Consider the following 18,043-nt stretch of genomic DNA (forward strand, 5'->3'; position numbering starts at 1 on the left):
GCGGCGGTCAGGATGCCCGCGCGGTCCGGTCGCAGTCCCGCGCCGTGGCGCCGCGCCCCGCGGACGACGACGGCCACGAGGACGCCGGCGCCGGCCACCTGCGCGATCACCGAGCCCAGCGCGGAGCCGGCGATGCCGAGGCCCGCGCCGTTGACGAGAGCGAGGTTGAGGGCGATGTTCGCGGCGTTGCCGCCGATCGCGACGATCAGCGGCGTCCGGGTGTCCTGGAGGCCGCGGAGCACGCCGTTGCCGGCGAGCAGCAGGAGCAGCGGGGTGACGCCGAGCACCGCGACGCGGAGGTACGACGTCGCCTGCTCGGCCACCTCCCCGCCGGCGCCCAGGGCCCGGACGAGCGGCTCCGCCCCGAGAAGCACCGGGACGGTGACGACGGCGCCGATGAGGACGGCGAGCCAGAGGCCGTCGACGCCCTGCGCGAGCGCCCCGCGGAGGTTGCCCGCGCCCACCCGGCGCGCCACGCTCGCGGTGGTCCCGTAGGCGAGGAACACGCAGAGGCCGACCACGGTCTGGAGCACGACGCCGGCGATGCCGAGTCCCGCCAGCGGAGCGGTGCCGAGGTGGCCGACGATGGCCGCGTCGGCGAGCAGGAAGAGCGGCTCGGCGACCAGCGCGAGGAACGCGGGGATGGCGAGGCGCCAGATCTCCCGATCGGTCCCGGGTCGCTCCACGCGGCGCAGGGTAGCCGCCGAACCGGTTCGGTGGATACTTGGGGACAAGTTGTGGATGGGGGTCCCCGCGGGGCGTTTGTCGACAAACCAACCTTCGTGGTCTAGACGACAGTCGTGTGGCCGCGAGGTAAACGCGACACGCCCGGGACTATTTGCTCTCCACACCGAGGAAGAGACGTTTCCGCAGGTCAGAAGCCATTTAGGTCAGCCTGAGACGATGCTGTGCACAGCACGCTCCCCAAGCCGTGCACACGGATCTGCGGTTCCTCCCCACCTTTGCCCCGGTTCTCCACACCTGCCTGTGGATAACTTTCGGTGGAAGCGGTGTGAGGGTTCGCGAACTGTCGGTGGCGACGCCTACCGTCGCGGGCATGAGCGTGACCCTGGTCGAGCCTCCCGACGACGAATGGGGCGACGGCCCGGCGCCGTACGAGCCGGGCGAGCGCCCGACCTCGCCGGGCGACCGCACGCCTCCGCACGACATGGCCGCGGAGCAGTCGGTCCTGGGCGCCATGCTCATCTCCAAGGACGCCATCGCCGACGTCGCCGAGGTCCTCCGCGGCGCGGACTTCTACCGCCCGACGCACGAGGTCATCCACGACGCGATCATCGACCTCTACGGGCGCAACGAGCCGGTGGACATCGTCACCGTCGGCCGCGAGCTCGAGCGCCGGGGCGAGCTGCTCAAGATCGGCGGCGCCCCCTACCTCCACACGCTCTCGGCCAACGTCCCGATCGCCTCCAACGCGAGCTTCTACGCCGACATCGTGCGGGAGAAGGCGGTGCTCCGCCGGCTCGTCGACGCGGGCACCCGCATCGTCCAGATCGGATATGCCGGCGAGGGCGACGTCGACGACATCGTCGACCAGGCACAGGCGTCGGTCTTCAAGATCGCCGAGAAGCGCTCCGGCGAGGACTATGCGCCGCTGTCGGCGATCATGGACGGCGTCCTCGACGAGATCGAGGCGATCGCCAACCGCGAGCAGGGGATCTACGGCGTCCCGACGGGCTTCGCCGACCTCGACGACCTCACCAACGGCCTCCACGCCGGACAGATGATCATCGTCGCGGCCCGTCCCGCGATGGGGAAGTCGACCCTCGCGCTCGACCTGTGCCGCGCGGCGTCGATCCACAACGGCATGGCGAGCGTCTTCTTCAGCCTCGAGATGGGGCGCTCGGAGATCACCATGCGCCTGCTGTCGGCCGAGGCGCGGGTGCCGCTCAACCACCTGCGCAACGGCACCATGACCGACGACGACTGGGAGAAGCTCGCCCGGAAGATGCCCGAGGTCTCCGCGGCGCCGATGTTCATCGACGACTCCCCCAACATGACGATGATGGAGATCCGGTCGAAGGCGCGCCGGCTCAAGCAGCGTCACGACCTCAAGCTCATCGTGATCGACTACATGCAGCTGATGAGCTCGGGCAAGAAGGTCGAGAGCCGCCAGCTCGAGGTCTCGGAGTTCTCGCGGCAGATCAAGCTGCTGGCCAAGGAGCTCGAGGTCCCGATCATCGCGCTCTCCCAGCTCAACCGCGGCCCCGAGCAGCGCGGCGACAAGCGCCCGATGATGTCCGACCTCCGCGAGTCGGGCTCCCTCGAGCAGGACGCCGACATGGTGATCCTGCTCCACCGCGACGACGTCTACGAGAAGGAGTCGACCCGCCCCGGCGAAGCTGACCTGATCGTCGCCAAGCACCGCAACGGCCCCACCCGCGACATCACCGTCGCCTTCCAGGGCCACTACAGCCGCTTCGTCGACATGGCCCACGGCTGACCTGGGCCGACGCGGGTGTGACCGACTCGGCCAGCCGCATCTTGGACAATCCTCAGCGTTTTACTGGTGTTCACACCTAGGCTTCCCGAGCAGCCTACGTTCGCCCGGCTGCCCATCGACCCGTAGTTGAAGTGAGATCCGCATGACCCCCGAGGCCCCGGCCGACAAGCCCTTCGAGCCCCGTCCGAGTGAGCCGTTCCGCATCGGCATCGTCCCCAAGCTCCTCACGGCCGTCCCCCTCGCCGCGCTCTGCGTCACGGGGCTGCTGGTGCGGGTTCACCAGCCGGTCCAGGCCACCGTGACCTCGAGCGCCGAGTCCGCGGACGCCTCCGAGTCCGCCGACGCGACGGCGGAGACGACGACCGAGGCCACCGACGATCCGGCCCTGCAGGTGGAGACCACGGACGACGGATCGGCGACGGTCGACACCGCCACGAGTACGACGTCGGGCGCGGTCGTGACCGCCGCGGGCGCCTGGAGCGACCTCCCGGCGGCCGCCCAGGCCGCCTACCAGCGGGCGGCGACGGTGATCGACAGCGCCGACCCCAGCTGCCAGCTCGACTGGACGGTCCTCGCGGCCATCGGCAAGATCGAGTCCGATCACGGCCGCTCCGGCGGGACGACGCTGGACGCCAACGGGGTGGCCACCCCCGCGATCGTGGGCCCGGCCCTCACCGGCGCGGACGGCACCACGGCGGTCGCCGACACCGACGGCGGCAGCCTCGACGGCGACGCCACCTGGGACCACGCCGTCGGCCCGATGCAGTTCCTCCCGGCGACCTGGACCGTCGTGGGCGTCGACGCCGACGGCGACGGACAGCGCAACGCCAACGACATCGACGACGCGGCCCTGGCGGCCGCGGTCTACCTCTGCTCGGGCAGCGAGGACCTCGCGACGACCGCCGGGAAGGAGGCCGCGGTCTACCGCTACAACCACTCCACGTCGTACGTGAGCAGCGTCCTCGCCACCGCGACCGCCTACCAGACCGGCTTCGGCAGCGCCGACGGCAGCGTCGCCACGGCGCTCCTCGACGCACGCGCCGTGACGCAGGTGAGCGACACGACCGCGAGCACCACGAGCAGCAGCTCCACCACCTCGGCCAAGAAGACCGCCACGAAGAGCCTGGCCTCGTCCGCGTCGACCTCGTCGACCGCCGCCACCGGCTCGACGGCCACCTCGACCGCCGTCGCGGCCTCCCCGATCGCGGTCGAGACCGCGACCGCGGCGACGACCGACGATCTGATCGCGCTGGCCACCGAGACGCTGGCGAGCACCTTCCCCGACGCCACCGACGCGGCCTCGGCGCAGGCCCTCGCGGCCCTGGTCGAGGCGCTCACCGGCAAGACCCTCGCCGAGGCCACCGCCGCGATCGGTGACCTCGCCGCGGCGCTTCCCGACACCATCGAGGGCCTCGTGCCCTCTGAGGAGCCCTCCGAGGCGCCGTCCGCCGAGCCGTCCGAGAACACCACCTCCGCGAGCACGGAGGACGCCTCGGGGCAGCAGTCCGGCGAGAAGTCCGGCGCGGCCGACACCAAGACCGCCGCGAGCGACGCGACGGCCTCCGCCACGCCCACCGCGGAGACGACCGCTGCCGCCGCGACGGCTGCCGACCCCGCGGCGCCCAGCAGCTGAGCCTCGCCGCCAGGCCTCGGCCTCGGCGATACTGGCGCGCATGGGGTGGACGTTCACGGGCCCGATCGTCGAGTGGCGCGGCCCCGCGCCGTACCTCTTCCTCCGCATCCCCGAGGACGAGTCCGACGACCTGCGCGAGGCCTCGCGCGAGCTGGCCTACTGGGGGCAGGTGCCGGTCGTCGCCACGATCGGCTCCTGCGAGTTCACCACCGCGCTCTTCCCCAAGGACGGCGTCTACCTGCTGCCGGTGAAGGCCGCCGTCCAGCGCGCGGAGGCCGTCGCCGAGGGAATGTCGGTTGAGGCGACGGTCCGCCTCAGGGGAGGCTGAGCGCGATGTACGTCCCACGGTTCAACCAGATGCCCTCCGGCGAGGTACGCCGTCTGGCGGCTGAGGTCGGCTCGCTCGAGCTGATCACCGTCGACTCCGACGGAGTCCCGCACGCCACCCGGCTGCCGTTCGTCTGGGACGAGGACGATCGCGGCGGTGACGGCGTGGTGCGCGCCCACATGGCGTGGGCGAACCCGCACTGGCGCTCGATCGCGCCCGGCGGCGCGGCGCTGGCGGTCGTCACCGGACCGGAGGCCTACGTCTCGCCCGGCTTCTACGCCGCCAAGCGGGAGCACGGCCGGGTGGTGCCGACCTGGAACTACAGCGCGATCCACCTGCGCGGGACGGTCAGCGTCGTCCCCGACGCGCCGTGGCTGCGGGCGCAGGTCGAGGCGCTCACCGACCACGTCGAGGCCGGCGAGGAGCATCCGTGGCACGTCGGCGACGCCCCCGCCGCCTTCGTCGAGCAGCAGCTCAAGGCGATCGTCGGCATCGAGCTGGCGGTCACCGGCGTCGAGGCGAAGGCCAAGCGCAGTCAGAACCGCGACGACGCCGACCACACCGGGGTCGTCGTGGGCCTCGAGGCCCGCGGCACGGGCCGCGACACGGCGATGGCCGCCCGGATGCGGCTGGACCGCCTCCCCTGACCGAGAACCGGCCCGTCCTCACGACGTCGAGGACATTCCGGCCCTTCGGGGGCGCCGGAAAGGGCCGGAAGGTCGGACGAGCCGAGGCCGGTGCCCGCGCGGGCGCTATGAGCCGAGGATGTCGGTGCGGATCTCGGCCAGGGCGTCGAGCCGCTCCGCCAGGGAGCCGCCGAGATTCCACGACGGCAGGATCAGCTCGTCGAAACCCGCCTCGGCCAGCTGCCCGAAGGCGTCGCGGAGCTGCTCGGGCGACCCGGTCAGCGCCCGTCCCGGCGCCGCCGGCCGCCGCCCCGACACGTCGAACATGATGTTGGCGCTCTTCCACATCTCCGTGTGATCGCGGCCGACGCGGTCGCACGCCTCTCGCAGCAGCGCGAGCTTCGGGATCGCGGTCGAGGGCCCGCCCCAGCTGTTCCACTCGCTCGCGTGGCGTGCGGTGATCCGCAGCATCCGCGGCCCGGCCGTGCCGACCAGGATCGGCAGCGTCGCCTGCACCGGCTTGGGGTCGGCCGGCGCGTCGGTGATCCGGAAGTGCCGGCCCTCGAACGTCGTCCGCGCGTTCGTCAGCAGCGACGACACGATCTGGATCGCCTCCTCGAACCGGTCGACGCGCTCCTTCGGCTCCCGCAGGTCGATCCCGTACGCCGCGTGCTCGTTGATCTGCCAGCCCGCTCCCATGCCGAGGACGAACCGCCCCCCGGACACGTGGTCGATCGTCGCGGCGCGCTTGGCGAGCAGCGCCGGGTGATGGACGGTCGTCGGCGCCACGAGGACGCCCACGCGCACGCGCGAGGTGGTCGCCGCGAGGGCCGGGAGCAGCGCCCACGCCTCGTGGAAGGGCCCCTCCTCGACCTCGGTCGAGCCGGTGTCGGGCATGTAGTGGTCGGCCACCCACACGCCGTGCCAGCCCGCCTCGACCGCCCACCGCGCCTCGGCGAGGATCTCGTCGACGGGACGCGAGGTGTGGGGCCAGAGCGAGATCTTCACGGCCCTTACTCAAGCACCTTCGCGAAGAAGTGCGTGGCGTAGGGGTTGTCGTTGTAGCGCTCGATCCGCTCGTAGCCGCAGCGCAGGTAGAGCGCGACGGCCTCGGTCAGGACGTCGCCCCGGGTGTCGAGCCGCACGACCGTGTGGCCGAGCCGCCGGGCCTCCTCCTCCAGCGCGCCCAGCAGCCGCCGCCCGAGCCCCCTTCCTCTCGCCGACGGCGAGACCCACATCCGCTTGATCTCCGCGGTGCCGTCGTACGGGCGGACGCCGCCGCCGGCCAGCGCCTCCCCGCCCTCGCCCGGTGCGACGAGGCCGCGTGCGACGAGAAACGTGCCGTACGGCGGGCGGAGCTCGGCCAGGTCGGACTCCACCAGCGGGCCGGGATCGAAGCCGATGTCGAACCGCTCGTCCAGCTCCGCGAAGTAGCGGTCCATGCACTCCCGGGCGACCGGCGATCCGGGATCGACCGCCTCGAAGTCCGGCACCGCCGGTGTCGCTGACGCGTCGCTCACGACTGACGCGTCAGCGCGAGCACCGGGATGGTCCGGATCCCGGCCGTCTTTGCCTCGTAGTCGGCGAAGCCCGGGTAGAGCGCCTTCTGCCGGTCGAAGACCGTCGTGCGCTCCGGCTCCGGCAGGTCGCATACGGAGACCGCGACGTTCTCATCGCCGATCTCGATGGCGGCGCTGCCCGCGGCGACGGCGTTGAGATACCAGTCCGGGTTGGTCGGGGCGCCACCGCGCGAGGCGAACACGTAGACCGTCGCCGGGTCGGACTCGTCGGCGAGGTACATCATCGGCGCCACGTGACGCTTCCCGGAGCTGCGGCCGATGTGGTGCAGGAGGAGCATCGGCGCCCCCTCGAACTGGCCGCCGACGCGGCCGTGGTGCTCGCGGAAGTCCGCGATGACCTGCGCATTGAAGTCGCTCATGCCCCGATCGTAGGTCGGTCCTGTGCGGGCTCGCCCGGCGCGACGGCGCCTACGACGAGGGCTCGAGCCGCTCCCGCAGGCGCTCCGCGACACCGGTGAGGGCGAAGACGAGAAGCGCCAGTGCGGCGCCCGGCCACACGCCGTACCAGGGCTGCTGGTAGAGGTAGTTCAGGCTCGCGAACAGCATGGCGCCCCAGGACGGCTGAGGCGGCTGCGCCCCCAGGCCCAGGAAGGACAGCGCCGCCTCCGAGAGGACGGCGGTGCCCACGGCGAGGCTGCTCTGGATGAGGAGGGGGCCGACCGCGTTGGGCAGGATGTGGACGAAGAGGATGCGGAACCCACCGGCCCCGCAGGCGCGTGCTGCCTGGACGTAGTCGCGTTGTCGTTCGGTGAGGACGAGGGCTCGGGTCAGGCGGGCGAAGATCGGCGCGGTGCCTGGCGCGAGCGCGAACGCCGTCTGCCAGGTTCCCGGACCGATCACGGTCACGACGGCGACGGCGATGAGGATGGCCGGCAGCGCGAGGAGGATGGACGAGATGCCCATGAGCACGGAGTCGACGAGGCCGCCGACATAGCCGGAGACGAGTCCCATGACGACCCCGACCCCGCCGCCGAGCGCGACCGAGACGACGCCGACGAGAAGCGAGACGCGGGTCCCGTAGACGAGTCGGCTCAAGAGATCCCGCCCGAGCTCGTCGGTGCCGAGGGGGAATCCGGGACTTCCCAGGCCGAGCAGCTCCGACCCGGGGTGCTGTGCGACCGGGTCGTGGGGCGCGATCAGCGGGGCGAACACGGCGACGAGGACGATCGTCAGCAGCCCGAGTACCGCGAGCGAGCCGAAGCCGCCGCGCAGCACGCGGGCCACACGCGCCCCGCGTGGCGATCGCAGCTCGTCGGGCACGGCCGGCAGCGGCACCGGGCCTTCCGTCGGCGTGATGTCCGGACCGAGTCCAGGGTCCTGAAGGGTCATGAGAGCCGGATCCTCGGGTCGATCAGCGCGTGCAGGACGTCGGTCAGCAGATTGATCAGGACGATGATCAGCACGAAGATCAGCAGCGTCCCCTGCACGATGGCGTAGTCCCGGTTGGCGATCGAGCTGATCAGGAGGCTGCCGATCCCTGGCCACGAGAAGACGGCCTCGACCACCACGGATGCCCCGATGAGTCGCCCGAGCGTGACGCCGAGCATCACCACGACCGGCCCCATCGCGTTCCGCAGGACGTGGATGCCCACGACTCGTCGCTCGGCGATGCCTTTCGCCCCGGCCGTCCGGACGTAGTCCTTGCCCAGCTCCTCGATCACGGCCGCCCGCACGATGCCGATCAATGCGGCAGCCGTGGGGAGGCCGAGGGTCACGGCGGGCAGCAGGACCGACTTCAGGTTGCCGACGACGCTGTCGGTCATCGGGATGTAGCCGCCCGGCGGAAGCCAGCCGAGGGTGACGGAGAACAGCAGGATCGCGAGGATGCCGAACCAGAAGTTGGGGACGGCCAGCAGCACGCTCTGGTAGACCGAGGCCGCGAAGTCGGCCAGGCGACCGCGCCGTAGCGCCGCCATCACCCCTAGGGGCAGCGCGACCAGGAGAGTCACCCCCATGGCCACCAGGGCGAGCTCGCCGCTGGCCCACAGGCGCCTGCCGATGAGCTCGCTCACCGGGTAGTGACTGAACGCGGACGTCCCGAGATCGCCGCGGAGGACGCGGAGGAGCCAGATGCCGAACTGCTCGAGCAGCGGACGGTCGAGGCCGAGTTGGTGCCGGAGAGCGGCGACGGTCTCCGGTGAGGCGTCCGGCCCCGCGAGCACGTCGGCCGGATTCCCCGGCAGCAGACGCAGCAGCAGGAAGATCGCGATCGACGAGACGAGGAGGACGGGAAGGATGTGCAGAACGCGCACGGCGACGTAGCGGATCACCGGGCACTGCTCCCGGCGCCCTCGGGTCGGCAATCGGCCTTCGTCATCAACTCAGCCCCTCGTCTCCACGTCATGCGCCTGGGATCCTGACCACTCGCCGTCGTACGACGCCGCGTCCCTGCCCTGGGCGCCCGTCCGACAACGCTGGCGGCGGTTCTCAAGCAATGGTATACTGAATGGTACACCGAAAGGAACGGCCGTAGGGACGATCCTCGGGATGCACACCCGACAGGCGCGTAGGAGGAGTAGTGGTTCTGATGAGCGACCTGAGCCCTCGCCGGCAGCCACCCGTCCGCAGGTCGGACGACATCTACGCCAAGATCCGGCGCGAGATCGTGCGTGGAGGTCTGCGACCGAACCAGAGGATCGCCGAGATCGAGCTCGCCGAATGGCTCAAGGTGAGCCGTACGCCGGTGCGTGAGGCCCTTCTGCGGCTCGAGCTCGACGGGCTGGTGGCGACCGATCGCCGAGGCTGGATGGTCTACGAGCACACCGCGAAGGAGATCGAGGAGATCTTCCAGTGCCGGATCGCGCTGGATAGCTACGCGACGCGCTGCGCGGCGCTTCAGCGCACGGATGCCCAGCTCGCGGACATCCAGGCGGTCAGGTCGGCGGCGGTCGACATCGACCCCACCCACGCCGAGGAGCTGGTGCAGTCCAACGACCTGTTCCACGATCTCGTCATCGACGCCGCGGCGAATCCGTTGATGACGAGGCTGATCGAGCAGAGCCGGGTGTATCACTTCAACCGCCGGGTCGCGATCGGATACACGCCCACCGAATGGGAGCGGTCCCATGCCGAGCACGCCGCCATCGCGGACGCCATCGCCCGGCAGGACGCCGACGAGGCCGAGGGCCTGGCGCGAGCTCACATCTCGTGGGCGCTCGAGAGGACGCTCGCGACGTTGGATGCGGCCGAGCGTCTCTAGGGACGGGGCGATCGTGAAGGTCAAGCGAGCACGCGAGTCGGGAAGGTCGCCCGACGGCGCCCTCCTCGAGGTCGAGGGCCTCGAGGTGGAGTTCCGATCCGCCGGGGGCGCCGTCAAGGCGATCGACGGCGTGTCGCTCAGCCTCGGCGAGGGGGAGACCCTCGCGCTGCTGGGCGAGTCGGGCTCGGGGAAGTCGGTGACCGCGCAGGCGATCATGGGCATCCTGCGCTCCCCGCCCGGATTCGTGACCGGTGGTCGGATCCGCTACCGCGGCACCGACATCCTGGGGCTCTCGCAGCGGGAGCACCGAGCGCTCCGAGGACCGGAGCTGTCCATGGTCTTCCAGGACGCGCTGTCGGCGCTGAATCCGGTCTTCCCCGTCGGGTGGCAGATCGCGGAGATGTTCCGCGTGCACCGCGGCACGAACCGGTCCGACGCCCAGCGTGCGGCGGTGGCCCTGATGGACCGAGTGCAGATCCCCGACGCCCGGCGCCGCGCCAGGGCCTATCCGCACGAGTTCTCCGGCGGGATGCGCCAGCGCGTCATGATCGCGATGGCGATCGCGCTCGACCCGGCTGTCCTCATCGCCGACGAGCCGACGACTGCGCTCGACGTGACCGTCCAGGCGCAGATCATGGCGCTGTTCCGCGAGCTCCAGGAGGAGCGCGAGATGGGACTGATCCTGATCACCCACGATCTGGGAGTGGTGGCGGACGTGGCCGACAGGATCGCCGTCATGTACGCGGGGCGGATCGTGGAGCAGGCGAGCGTCTACGACGTCTATGCCGGCCCGGCTCACCCGTACGCCGAAGGGCTGCTGGAGTCGATCCCCCATCTCGAGCAGAAGGGCAAGGGGCTGATGGCCATCAAGGGCTCTCCCCCGAGCCTCGCCGCGATCCCGCCGGGCTGTGCGTTCAGCCCGCGCTGCCGGCATGCCGAGGAGATGTGCTTCTCCGGTCCGCCACCGGCACTGCGCGTCGTCGGGCCGGGCCGGACGTCGGCGTGCCACTTCTCGGAGCGGATGCTCGTCCCGAAGGCGGCGCGTGATGAGACGGGCTGAGCGGGCGGAGGTCGTCCTCGCTGTCGACGATCTCGAGAAGCACTATCCGGTCAAGGCAGGCCTCTCGTTGCGCGCGGCCGGCCGGGTGAGGGCCGTCGACGGTGTCTCGTTCGAGCTGCGCCGCGGCGAGACGCTGGGGATCGTCGGCGAGTCCGGTTGCGGCAAGTCCACGCTCGGCAGGACCCTCATGCGGCTCGAGGAGCCGACCGGTGGTCGCGTCACGTTCGACGGCGCCGACGTGTTCGACCAGTCGCGTGCGGGACTTCGCGCGATGCGTCGCGACATGCAGATGATCTTCCAGGATCCCTACGCCTCCCTGAACCCGCGGATGACGGTCGCGGAGATCGTCGAGGAGCCCTTCAAGATCCATCACGGTGTCGTGCCGAAGTCGGATCGCAGGCGGCGCGCGGCCGAGCTGCTCGAGCTCGTCGGCCTGCGGCCGGAGCACCTCGACCGCTACCCCCACGAGTTCTCGGGCGGGCAGCGCCAGCGGATCGGCATCGCGAGGGGCCTCGCCCTCAATCCCAAGGTGCTGGTGTGCGACGAGCCGGTCTCGGCGCTCGACGTATCGGTCCAGGCTCAGGTGGTGAACCTCCTCGAGGAGCTCCAGGACGAGCTGAACCTGGCCTACGTGTTCATCGCCCACGACCTCTCGATCGTTCGGCACATCTCGGACCGGGTCGCCGTCATGTACCTCGGCAAGATCGTGGAGATGGGCGAGGTGGACGAGATGTACGTTCGCCCGACCCATCCCTATACGCAGGCGCTCCTGTCGGCGGTGCCGGTCCCCGATCCGGCGTCTCGGGGGACCCGCGAGCAGATCGTCCTGTCGGGCGACCTGCCGAGTCCGGCGGATCCGCCGAAGGGCTGCCGCTTCCACACCCGCTGCTGGAAGGTGCAGGAGATCTGTCGTGTCGAGGAGCCCGCTCTGACCGTGCGCGCGGACGGAGTCGGCGCGCACCTCTCGGCCTGCCACTTCGCCGAGCCGTCCCCGGCCTAGCCGCGACCCGTCGCTCGTTCGGACGGACGGCGCGACAGCGTTGACGACTGCATTCCACTCGGTATACCGTACGGAATGCACCAACGGCGGTGCCCAGGGACCGAAAGAAGATCGACGAAGGGGCAAGCGCGTGTTTGGTGAGATCGAGATTTCTCGCAGGGCGGTACTGATCGGGTTCGGGACCCTCGGCGGCGGCGTGGCACTCGCCGCCTGCTCGAGCTCCCCGTCGTCGTCCGGCTCAGGTGGCACGGGGAAGGCCGGCGGGACGCTGCGGACGGGCATCCCGGCCGACATCGCCACGATCGATCCCCATCAGTTCGACAACACCACGTCGCAGACGACCTGGCTCGCCTACGACCGGCTCATCCGCTACGACGAGAAGCTGAACCCGACGCCGCTGCTGGCCGAGAGCTGGGATCTCTCCAGTGACGCCAAGACGCTGCAGTTCTCGCTCCGCAAGGGCGTGGAGTTCCACTCGGGCCGAGAGTTCACCAGCGAGGACGTGAAGTACAACCTCCAGCGGGTGCAGAACCCCGAGACCGCCTCGGGGCAGTTCAAGGGATTCAGCTCCTGGTGGACGTCGATCGAGACGCCGGACAAGTACACGATCGTCCTGAAGTCGGACTCGCCCCGCCCCGGAGCCTTCGACCTCTTCGAGTTCCTCAACATGGCCGACAAGGACACGCTCGAGGGACCGGATGCCCAGACCAAGACCGTGGGGACGGGCCCGTTCCTCTTCGAGGAGTGGATCCCGGGCGAGTCGATGCGCCTCACGCGCAACGAGAGCTACTGGGACTCCGGGAGCCCGCTGCTCGACGGCATCGAGGTCAAGGTCTTCGGCAGTGCGCAGGCGATGGTCGCCTCCGTTCGCGCCGGCGCGATCGACCTCGCCCTCCAGTTCCCCGTCAGCGACGCGCTCCGCCTGCAGAAGGACGACAGCTTCCAGGTCTCCATCAACCCGAACAGCGGCCAGTTCTACATGCTGCCCACCAACACCAAGGTGGCGCCGCTGGACGACAAGCTCGTCCGCCAGGCGTTGAGCTACGCGTTCGACCGCGAGCGCTTCACGAAGACCGTGTGGGGCGGCCTCGTGGATCCCAAGGTCCTTCCCTGGGCTCCGTCCGGGCCGGCGTACGACGCCACGAAGAACGAGCAGTACGCCTTCGACCTCGACAAGGCGAGCGCGCTGCTGAAGGAGGCCGGGGTGTCGGACTTCTCGCTCGACGTGATCTTCGCGGCCGGGAACAACGAGATCGCCACCGCGCTCACGATGTACCAGTCGGACCTGGCGAAGATCGGCGTGACGCTCACGCTCAAGCAGATGGACCGGCCGGCGTGGCAGACCACCCTGAACTCCTTCGACTACGGCGGCCTCGACATGCACCAGGGCGCCTATGCCCAGCTCGAGTCGAGCTCGATGTTCTTCCTCAGCAACAACTTCAACCCCGAGACGAACACGCAGAACTTCCACGACGACCGCTACAGCCAGCTGGTGGCGGAGGTGTCGACCGAGGGCGACGAGCAGAAGCGCAAGGAGCTCTACGGAGAGCTCAACGACGTCATGCTCGACAACTGCACCCAGCTGATCGTGTCGCCCGCGCCCGGGATCGCCGTGGCCTCCACGAAGGTCCAGGGCCTGACGTGGAACCTCCACGAGAGCATCGACTACGGGTCGGTCTCCCTGTCCTGAGTGGAGAACAGGGGTCGGGGACCATGGCATGACCGGCACAGGTCGTGCGGAAACACGGAGAGGTAGTCGTTGTCGTGAAACTCGTCGAATGGAAGTCGATCAGTCTCGAGCTCGCCCAGAAGGCGGTCGACGGCGTGATCGCGCAGGCTGAGCAGGACGGCCGGGAGCCGGTCGCGATCGCCGTGACCGACGCACGCGGGGATCTCGTCGCCTTCGCGCGGATGGACGGCGACGGTGACTTCTCGGGCACCGTCGCCCGTCGCAAGGCGTACACCGCGGTGCGGATCGCCACCGACACCGGCGCCTGGCGTGACCGCATCACCGGCCAGGGACGGACGGTCAGCGACTACCGGGAGCCGGACCTCATCCCGTTCCAGGGCGGCGTCGCCATCCGCGTGGACGGCCAGATCGTCGGAGGGATCGCCGTGAGCGGCCGCAACGGGCCGGAGGACGAGGAGCTGGCCAGGCTGGGACTTCGGCACGCCGGGTTCGAGGCCTAGTGGTGGCTGCATGAGTGACACCGCCGACTTCTCGGACCAGTTCCCGAGCCGACGAGACGAGGTGCTGATCCCTCGGATCGTCGACGTCCCGTGGGTCGACTGCGCTCCGGCGCAGCTGGCCGCGCACCCCGACAGCAACCCGACTCCCGGTCAGTGCGCGAAGATCCTGAGCACCGGCACCGGCGGAGCGACGAGTCTGGACGGGCAGCTGCGGATGTCGACGAGGATCACCCACGTCGCTCCAGGGGCGACCGACCCGTTCTACACGTACCACCCGTGCATCGAGGAGATGTACTCCCTGAGCGACAGCCATCTGGCCCCCGCCGGAAGCTACAACTTCCGGCCGCCGGGAATCGTGCACGGCTCCGGGACGCCGCGGTTCAACGACAAGGGCTTCACCTTCTTCCACCGGATCGGCGCGCTCGACGAGGACGTCTTCCTCAGGCCCCCACCCGAGCTCGATCGCGACGCCTACGCGTTGACGGACGAGTACCGCATCTGGCCGGTCCGGCACGCGAGCTGGTACGACGCGAACCAGGCGGTCTGGCACGACACCGAGACGGGCCCCTGGCGTGGGACGAGGCACAAGTGGCTGAGCCGGAACCGGCTCACCGGAGGGGGCACCCTGCTCCTGGAGGTGCCACCCGGCTGGACCGGCGAGGGCAGCCAGGCCAAGGGCCTCGTCGAGGAGTTCGTCGTCCACGGCGACATCACGGCGGGCGGGCTCCACTTCAGCCGCTGGGGCTATGCGAGCCGGCCCGCGGGCCGCCCGGCCGGCGACTACCTCACGTCCCTCGGCGCGACCGTCCTCTGCGTGTGGGACTACGACGAGCTCACGGACTGAGGACCTCGATGGACACAACGACGTGGAGCGTCGCGCGGATCGCTGCCGCGGTCGCCGCGGGCGAGACCACCGTCGCAGGCGTGGTCGACGCGCACCTGGACCGGGTCGAGGCGTGGAACCCACTGCTCAACGCCGTCGTCACCGTGCCCGGGGAGCTGGCGCTCGAGGCTGCCCGGGCGGCGGATCGCCGTCTCCGGTCGGGACAGCCGCCGCGGCCGCTGGAGGGCGTCCCGTTCGTCGTCAAGGACACCATCGCGACGGCGGGGGTGCGCACGACGTACGGCTCTCGGCTCTATCGCGACTTCGTCCCGGCTGAGAGCGCGGTCGCCGTGACCCGGCTCCAGGAGGCCGGTGCGATCCTGCTCGCCAAGGCCAACGTGTCCGAGTTCGGCCACGACCCGTACTGCAACACCTACAGCGAGCAGTTCGGGATGACCCGCAACCCGTGGGATCCCGGACGGACGGCGGGTGGATCCAGCGGCGGGGTCGCCGCGGCCGTCGCCGTCGGCATGGCTCCGCTCGGACTGGCGACCGACTGGGGCGGCTCGATCCGCGGCCCGGCGGCGTTCTGCGGGATCTACGGACTGCGGCCGACCCCGGGGCGGGTGCCGGTCTATCCGCACGAGACGCTGTCCGGGTTCGCCTGGGACCAGCCCGTGGAGGACGTGCAGGGTCCGATCGCCCGGCATCCCGGCGACCTGCGGGCCGCGCTGCGCGTCATCGCGGGCCCGGATCCGCGCGCGCCGCAGTCGCTGGCGTCGTACTCTCCCGAGGCATCGACGTCGTCTCGCGTGCGGGTGGCCTACGCCGGCGACTTCGACGGCCGGCTGCCGGTCGAGCCGTCCGTCGCCTCGGCATGCCGCGGACTCGTGGACACGCTGGCCGCGATCGGTGTCGACGTCGCGGACGCCGCGCCGGCGTCCGTCCCGCGGCTGGTCAGCGAGACGCTGGACGGGGTCCGTCCGGTCGGGCTGGTCATGCGCTACGGCGAGCGCTTCCAGCAGGATCCGGACTCCCTGGGACAGTTCCTCCGGGAGCAGGTCGCCCGCGCGATGAGCTCGGACCTGGCGGCGCTGGCTGCGGGCGAGCGCGCACGCACGCGCCTGTGGCACGCGATGCGGGAGTTCATGGCCGACTACGACGTCCTGGCGACGCCGACCTGGGGCTTCGCGCCGTTCTCCCTCTCCTCCGCGGCGGCACGCACCCAGAACGGCATCGCGCTCGGAGCGCCGGAGTTCTGGCAGTACACGCTGAGCACGCAGCTGTTCAGCGTGCTGGGCTACCCGGCGATCTCGGTGCCGGCAGGGCTGACACCCGAGGGGCTGCCGGTGGGTGTCCAGCTCGCGGCCGTGCCCGGACGGGAGGGTCTCCTGATCGACCTGGCGGAGGCGCTCGAATCCGTGTGCGGGCCGGCGCCGGCGCCTCCGGCTCGGCCCGTCGGCGAGGTGCCGCCGGTCGTCGACCCCGCCTTCGCCCTGCCCTATCAGCCCACTGTCAGCCCACCTGAGACCGAACGGAGCGCGAGACGATGGTAGCGGACGTGAGCACCAACCCGGGCATGAGCCCCAGAATGAGCCTGGCCATGGCGATGACGGTCCTGCGGGGATGCCAGGAGTACGCCGCCGAGCGGGGGCACACGGTCACGGTGAGCGTCGTCGACGCCGCCGGCCGGCTGATGCTCACCGTGCGTGGCGACGGCACCGGCTTCTTCACGCCCGAGACCTCCCGGGGAAAGGCCGTGGCGGCCGCGGGCTTCCGCCGCCGCACCAGCGACCTGGACCGTGAGGCGGGCTCCGGCTTCTTCGCGGCGGTGCCGGCCCTGCTGACCGACCAGATCCTCACCTCGCCGGGCGGAGCACCGCTCCTTCTCGAAGGCGGGATCATCGGCGCCGTGGGTGTCGGCGGCGCCCCGGCTGAGGTCGACCAGGAGTGCGCCGACGCGGGCGCCGAGCTCCTGGTCGCCACCTACGCCGCCGGGGGCGTCGCGTGAGCGAGTTCGCCGTCCTCGACGACCTCTATGACGCCGCCCGGGCCACCCTCTCCGTCGACCGCTGGAACCACCTGGTGGGGGGCGCCGGTCTGGAGCGGACCGTGGCGGCCAACCGCGCTGCCTTCGACGACTGGGCCTTCCGGCCGCGTGTCCTCACGGGCATCGAGCATGCGGACACGTCGTGCGAGTTCCTCGGCATCCCCCTGGCGGCCCCGATCATGACCGCGCCCGTGGGCTCGGACGGGCTGTACCACGAGCAGGGCCACAAGGCGGTCGCTCGCGCGAACGCGGCCGCCGGCACCGCGTCGGTCGTTCCCGCAGCGTCGACGTTCTCCCTGGAGGAGATCGCGGCCGCCGCTCCCGCGGCGATGGGCATGTTCCAGCTCCATGCCGCCGGCCATCCCGACGAGTTCCTGCGGCTGGCCGCTCGCGCTGCGCAGAGCGGCTACCGCGCGCTCTGCGTGACCGTCGATCACCCCACGAGGGGCTGGCGTGACCGCAACCTCCGTGACGGCTTCGTCCCTCCCGCCGAGTTCATCGGCGGCAACTACGAGACGGGGCCCGACGGCGCGCTCTCACGCCAGCTGGGACGCACCAAGGGCCGGCTCTGGAGCTGGGACGACCTGCGGGCGGCCATGGACGACGTGGAGCTCCCCGTCGTCATCAAGGGGATCCTGACCGGCGAGGATGCGGAGCTTGCCGTGGATCTGGGCGCGGCTGGGCTGGTCGTCTCCAACCACGGCGGCCGTCAGATCGACGGAGCCGTCGCGTCGCTACGGCAGCTGCCCGAGGTGGTCGAGGCGGTCGCGGGTCATTGTGCGATCGCCGTGGACGGAGGTGTGCGCCGGGGAACCGACATCCTCAAGGCGCTCGCCCTGGGCGCGGATGTCGTGCTCGTGGGCCGGCCGATCATGGTCGGTCTCGCCGCCGCGGGCGAGGCCGGCGTCGCCGCCGTGCTCCGCATCCTCCGGGAGGAGCTCACGGCGACGATGACCCTGACGGGTCGCCCCACCGTCGCCAGCGTCGACGCCTCGCTGCTCGTGGATGCTCGTCGGTGATCCCGAATCCCGCGGATGAGGCGCCCGCGGCCGGCCGGCCCACGGCCGCACGGGGGCGCGGCGGAGGCGTGGCC

At 70.9% G+C, this 18,043-nt stretch carries 19 protein-coding genes; 13 read left to right on the top strand and 6 right to left on the bottom strand.

All coding sequences use genetic code 11. From position 1 onward, the window contains the following. Positions 1-686, bottom strand: a 686-nt coding sequence (locus QM572_RS00005) for an MATE family efflux transporter (RefSeq protein ID WP_415088693.1), incomplete at its 3' end; no start/stop codon positions are given. A 371-nt stretch (positions 687-1,057) separates the two neighbouring features. On the opposite strand from QM572_RS00005, the gene dnaB reads away from it, so the two are divergent. The 4 genes from dnaB (at position 1,058) to QM572_RS00025 (ending at position 5,069) form a co-directional block, all read left to right on the top strand. Beyond that, positions 1,058-2,461 carry a replicative DNA helicase gene (dnaB, locus tag QM572_RS00010; RefSeq protein ID WP_415088695.1) on the top strand — a complete coding sequence of 468 codons (1,404 nt, stop codon included), beginning with the start codon at positions 1,058-1,060 and terminating at the stop codon, positions 2,459-2,461. A gap of 142 nt (positions 2,462-2,603) precedes the next feature. Further along, complete coding sequence (locus QM572_RS00015) at positions 2,604-4,094, top strand: lytic murein transglycosylase (protein WP_415088697.1); 1,491 nt, start codon at positions 2,604-2,606, stop codon at positions 4,092-4,094. Positions 4,095-4,134: 40 nt separating this feature from the next. Beyond that, positions 4,135-4,422 (top strand): DUF1905 domain-containing protein, encoded by a 288-nt coding sequence (locus QM572_RS00020; protein WP_415088699.1) that lies wholly within the window; start codon positions 4,135-4,137, stop codon positions 4,420-4,422. Between the two features lie 5 nt (positions 4,423-4,427). Continuing rightward, complete coding sequence (locus QM572_RS00025; protein WP_415088701.1) at positions 4,428-5,069, top strand: FMN-binding negative transcriptional regulator; 642 nt, start codon at positions 4,428-4,430, stop codon at positions 5,067-5,069. A 105-nt stretch (positions 5,070-5,174) separates the two neighbouring features. Here QM572_RS00025 and QM572_RS00030 read toward each other — a convergent pair whose 3' ends face one another. From QM572_RS00030 to QM572_RS00050, 5 genes are read right to left on the bottom strand one after another with little or no spacing between them, the layout of a single operon-like run. Then, a complete protein-coding gene (locus QM572_RS00030) occupies positions 5,175-6,056 on the bottom strand; it encodes an LLM class flavin-dependent oxidoreductase (protein WP_415088703.1) in 882 nt (293 codons plus the stop codon). A gap of 5 nt (positions 6,057-6,061) precedes the next feature. Further along, the gene (locus QM572_RS00035; protein WP_415088705.1) at positions 6,062-6,568 is read right to left on the bottom strand and encodes a GNAT family N-acetyltransferase; all 507 of its coding nucleotides are present in this window, start codon (positions 6,566-6,568) and stop codon (positions 6,062-6,064) included. Beyond that, a complete protein-coding gene (locus tag QM572_RS00040) occupies positions 6,565-6,987 on the bottom strand; it encodes a nitroreductase/quinone reductase family protein (protein ID WP_415088707.1) in 423 nt (140 codons plus the stop codon). Before QM572_RS00040 ends, QM572_RS00035 begins: the two co-directional genes overlap by 4 nt. Before the next feature lie 49 nt (positions 6,988-7,036). After that, a complete protein-coding gene (locus tag QM572_RS00045; RefSeq protein ID WP_415088709.1) occupies positions 7,037-7,957 on the bottom strand; it encodes an ABC transporter permease in 921 nt (306 codons plus the stop codon). Beyond that, positions 7,954-8,898, bottom strand: a complete 945-nt coding sequence (locus QM572_RS00050; protein WP_415088711.1) for an ABC transporter permease — start codon at positions 8,896-8,898, stop codon at positions 7,954-7,956. Before QM572_RS00050 ends, QM572_RS00045 begins: the two co-directional genes overlap by 4 nt. A 257-nt stretch (positions 8,899-9,155) precedes the next feature. On the opposite strand from QM572_RS00050, the gene QM572_RS00055 reads away from it, so the two are divergent. The 9 genes from QM572_RS00055 to QM572_RS00095 all read left to right on the top strand — a co-directional run bounded on the left by QM572_RS00055 (position 9,156) and on the right by QM572_RS00095 (position 17,969). Beyond that, entirely contained in the window at positions 9,156-9,827 is a 672-nt protein-coding gene (locus tag QM572_RS00055; protein ID WP_415088713.1) for a GntR family transcriptional regulator, read from the top strand. A gap of 13 nt (positions 9,828-9,840) precedes the next feature. After that, positions 9,841-10,887: an ABC transporter ATP-binding protein gene (locus tag QM572_RS00060; protein ID WP_415088715.1), complete on the top strand. Its 1,047-nt coding sequence runs from the start codon at positions 9,841-9,843 to the stop codon at positions 10,885-10,887. Continuing rightward, positions 10,874-11,887, top strand: a complete 1,014-nt coding sequence (locus QM572_RS00065; protein WP_415088717.1) for an ABC transporter ATP-binding protein — start codon at positions 10,874-10,876, stop codon at positions 11,885-11,887. Before QM572_RS00060 ends, QM572_RS00065 begins: the two co-directional genes overlap by 14 nt. A 196-nt stretch (positions 11,888-12,083) precedes the next feature. Then, a complete protein-coding gene (locus QM572_RS00070) occupies positions 12,084-13,577 on the top strand; it encodes an ABC transporter substrate-binding protein (RefSeq protein WP_415088719.1) in 1,494 nt (497 codons plus the stop codon). A 74-nt stretch (positions 13,578-13,651) separates the two neighbouring features. Further along, the gene (locus QM572_RS00075; RefSeq protein WP_415088721.1) at positions 13,652-14,077 is read left to right on the top strand and encodes a GlcG/HbpS family heme-binding protein; all 426 of its coding nucleotides are present in this window, start codon (positions 13,652-13,654) and stop codon (positions 14,075-14,077) included. A gap of 10 nt (positions 14,078-14,087) precedes the next feature. After that, a complete protein-coding gene (locus QM572_RS00080; RefSeq protein WP_415088723.1) occupies positions 14,088-14,921 on the top strand; it encodes a hypothetical protein in 834 nt (277 codons plus the stop codon). 8 nt (positions 14,922-14,929) lie between these two features. Continuing rightward, positions 14,930-16,456 carry an amidase gene (locus QM572_RS00085; protein WP_415088725.1) on the top strand — a complete coding sequence of 509 codons (1,527 nt, stop codon included), beginning with the start codon at positions 14,930-14,932 and terminating at the stop codon, positions 16,454-16,456. A gap of 5 nt (positions 16,457-16,461) precedes the next feature. After that, complete coding sequence (locus QM572_RS00090) at positions 16,462-16,911, top strand: GlcG/HbpS family heme-binding protein (RefSeq protein WP_415088727.1); 450 nt, start codon at positions 16,462-16,464, stop codon at positions 16,909-16,911. After that, a complete protein-coding gene (locus tag QM572_RS00095) occupies positions 16,908-17,969 on the top strand; it encodes an alpha-hydroxy acid oxidase (RefSeq protein ID WP_415088729.1) in 1,062 nt (353 codons plus the stop codon). The genes QM572_RS00090 and QM572_RS00095 overlap by 4 nt, the downstream gene beginning before the upstream one ends. The last annotated feature ends 74 nt before the right edge of the window (positions 17,970-18,043 follow it).

It is taken from the genome of Nocardioides sp. (genome assembly GCF_047607365.1).
Lineage (GTDB): Bacteria > Actinomycetota > Actinomycetes > Propionibacteriales > Nocardioidaceae > Nocardioides.

Bases quoted from the DNA above. Each gene is read 5' to 3' on its own strand.
- dnaB (WP_415088695.1), top strand. From the start codon at position 1,058: ATGAGCGTGACCCTGGTCGAGCCTCCCGACGACGAATGGGGCGACGGC.
- QM572_RS00015 (WP_415088697.1), top strand. From the start codon at position 2,604: ATGACCCCCGAGGCCCCGGCCGACAAGCCCTTCGAGCCCCGTCCGAGT.
- QM572_RS00020 (WP_415088699.1), top strand. From the start codon at position 4,135: ATGGGGTGGACGTTCACGGGCCCGATCGTCGAGTGGCGCGGCCCCGCG.
- QM572_RS00025 (WP_415088701.1), top strand. From the start codon at position 4,428: ATGTACGTCCCACGGTTCAACCAGATGCCCTCCGGCGAGGTACGCCGT.
- QM572_RS00040 (WP_415088707.1), bottom strand. From the start codon at position 6,987: ATGAGCGACTTCAATGCGCAGGTCATCGCGGACTTCCGCGAGCACCAC.
- QM572_RS00045 (WP_415088709.1), bottom strand. From the start codon at position 7,957: ATGACCCTTCAGGACCCTGGACTCGGTCCGGACATCACGCCGACGGAA.
- QM572_RS00055 (WP_415088713.1), top strand. From the start codon at position 9,156: ATGAGCGACCTGAGCCCTCGCCGGCAGCCACCCGTCCGCAGGTCGGAC.
- QM572_RS00065 (WP_415088717.1), top strand. From the start codon at position 10,874: ATGAGACGGGCTGAGCGGGCGGAGGTCGTCCTCGCTGTCGACGATCTC.
- QM572_RS00080 (WP_415088723.1), top strand. From the start codon at position 14,088: ATGAGTGACACCGCCGACTTCTCGGACCAGTTCCCGAGCCGACGAGAC.
- QM572_RS00085 (WP_415088725.1), top strand. From the start codon at position 14,930: ATGGACACAACGACGTGGAGCGTCGCGCGGATCGCTGCCGCGGTCGCC.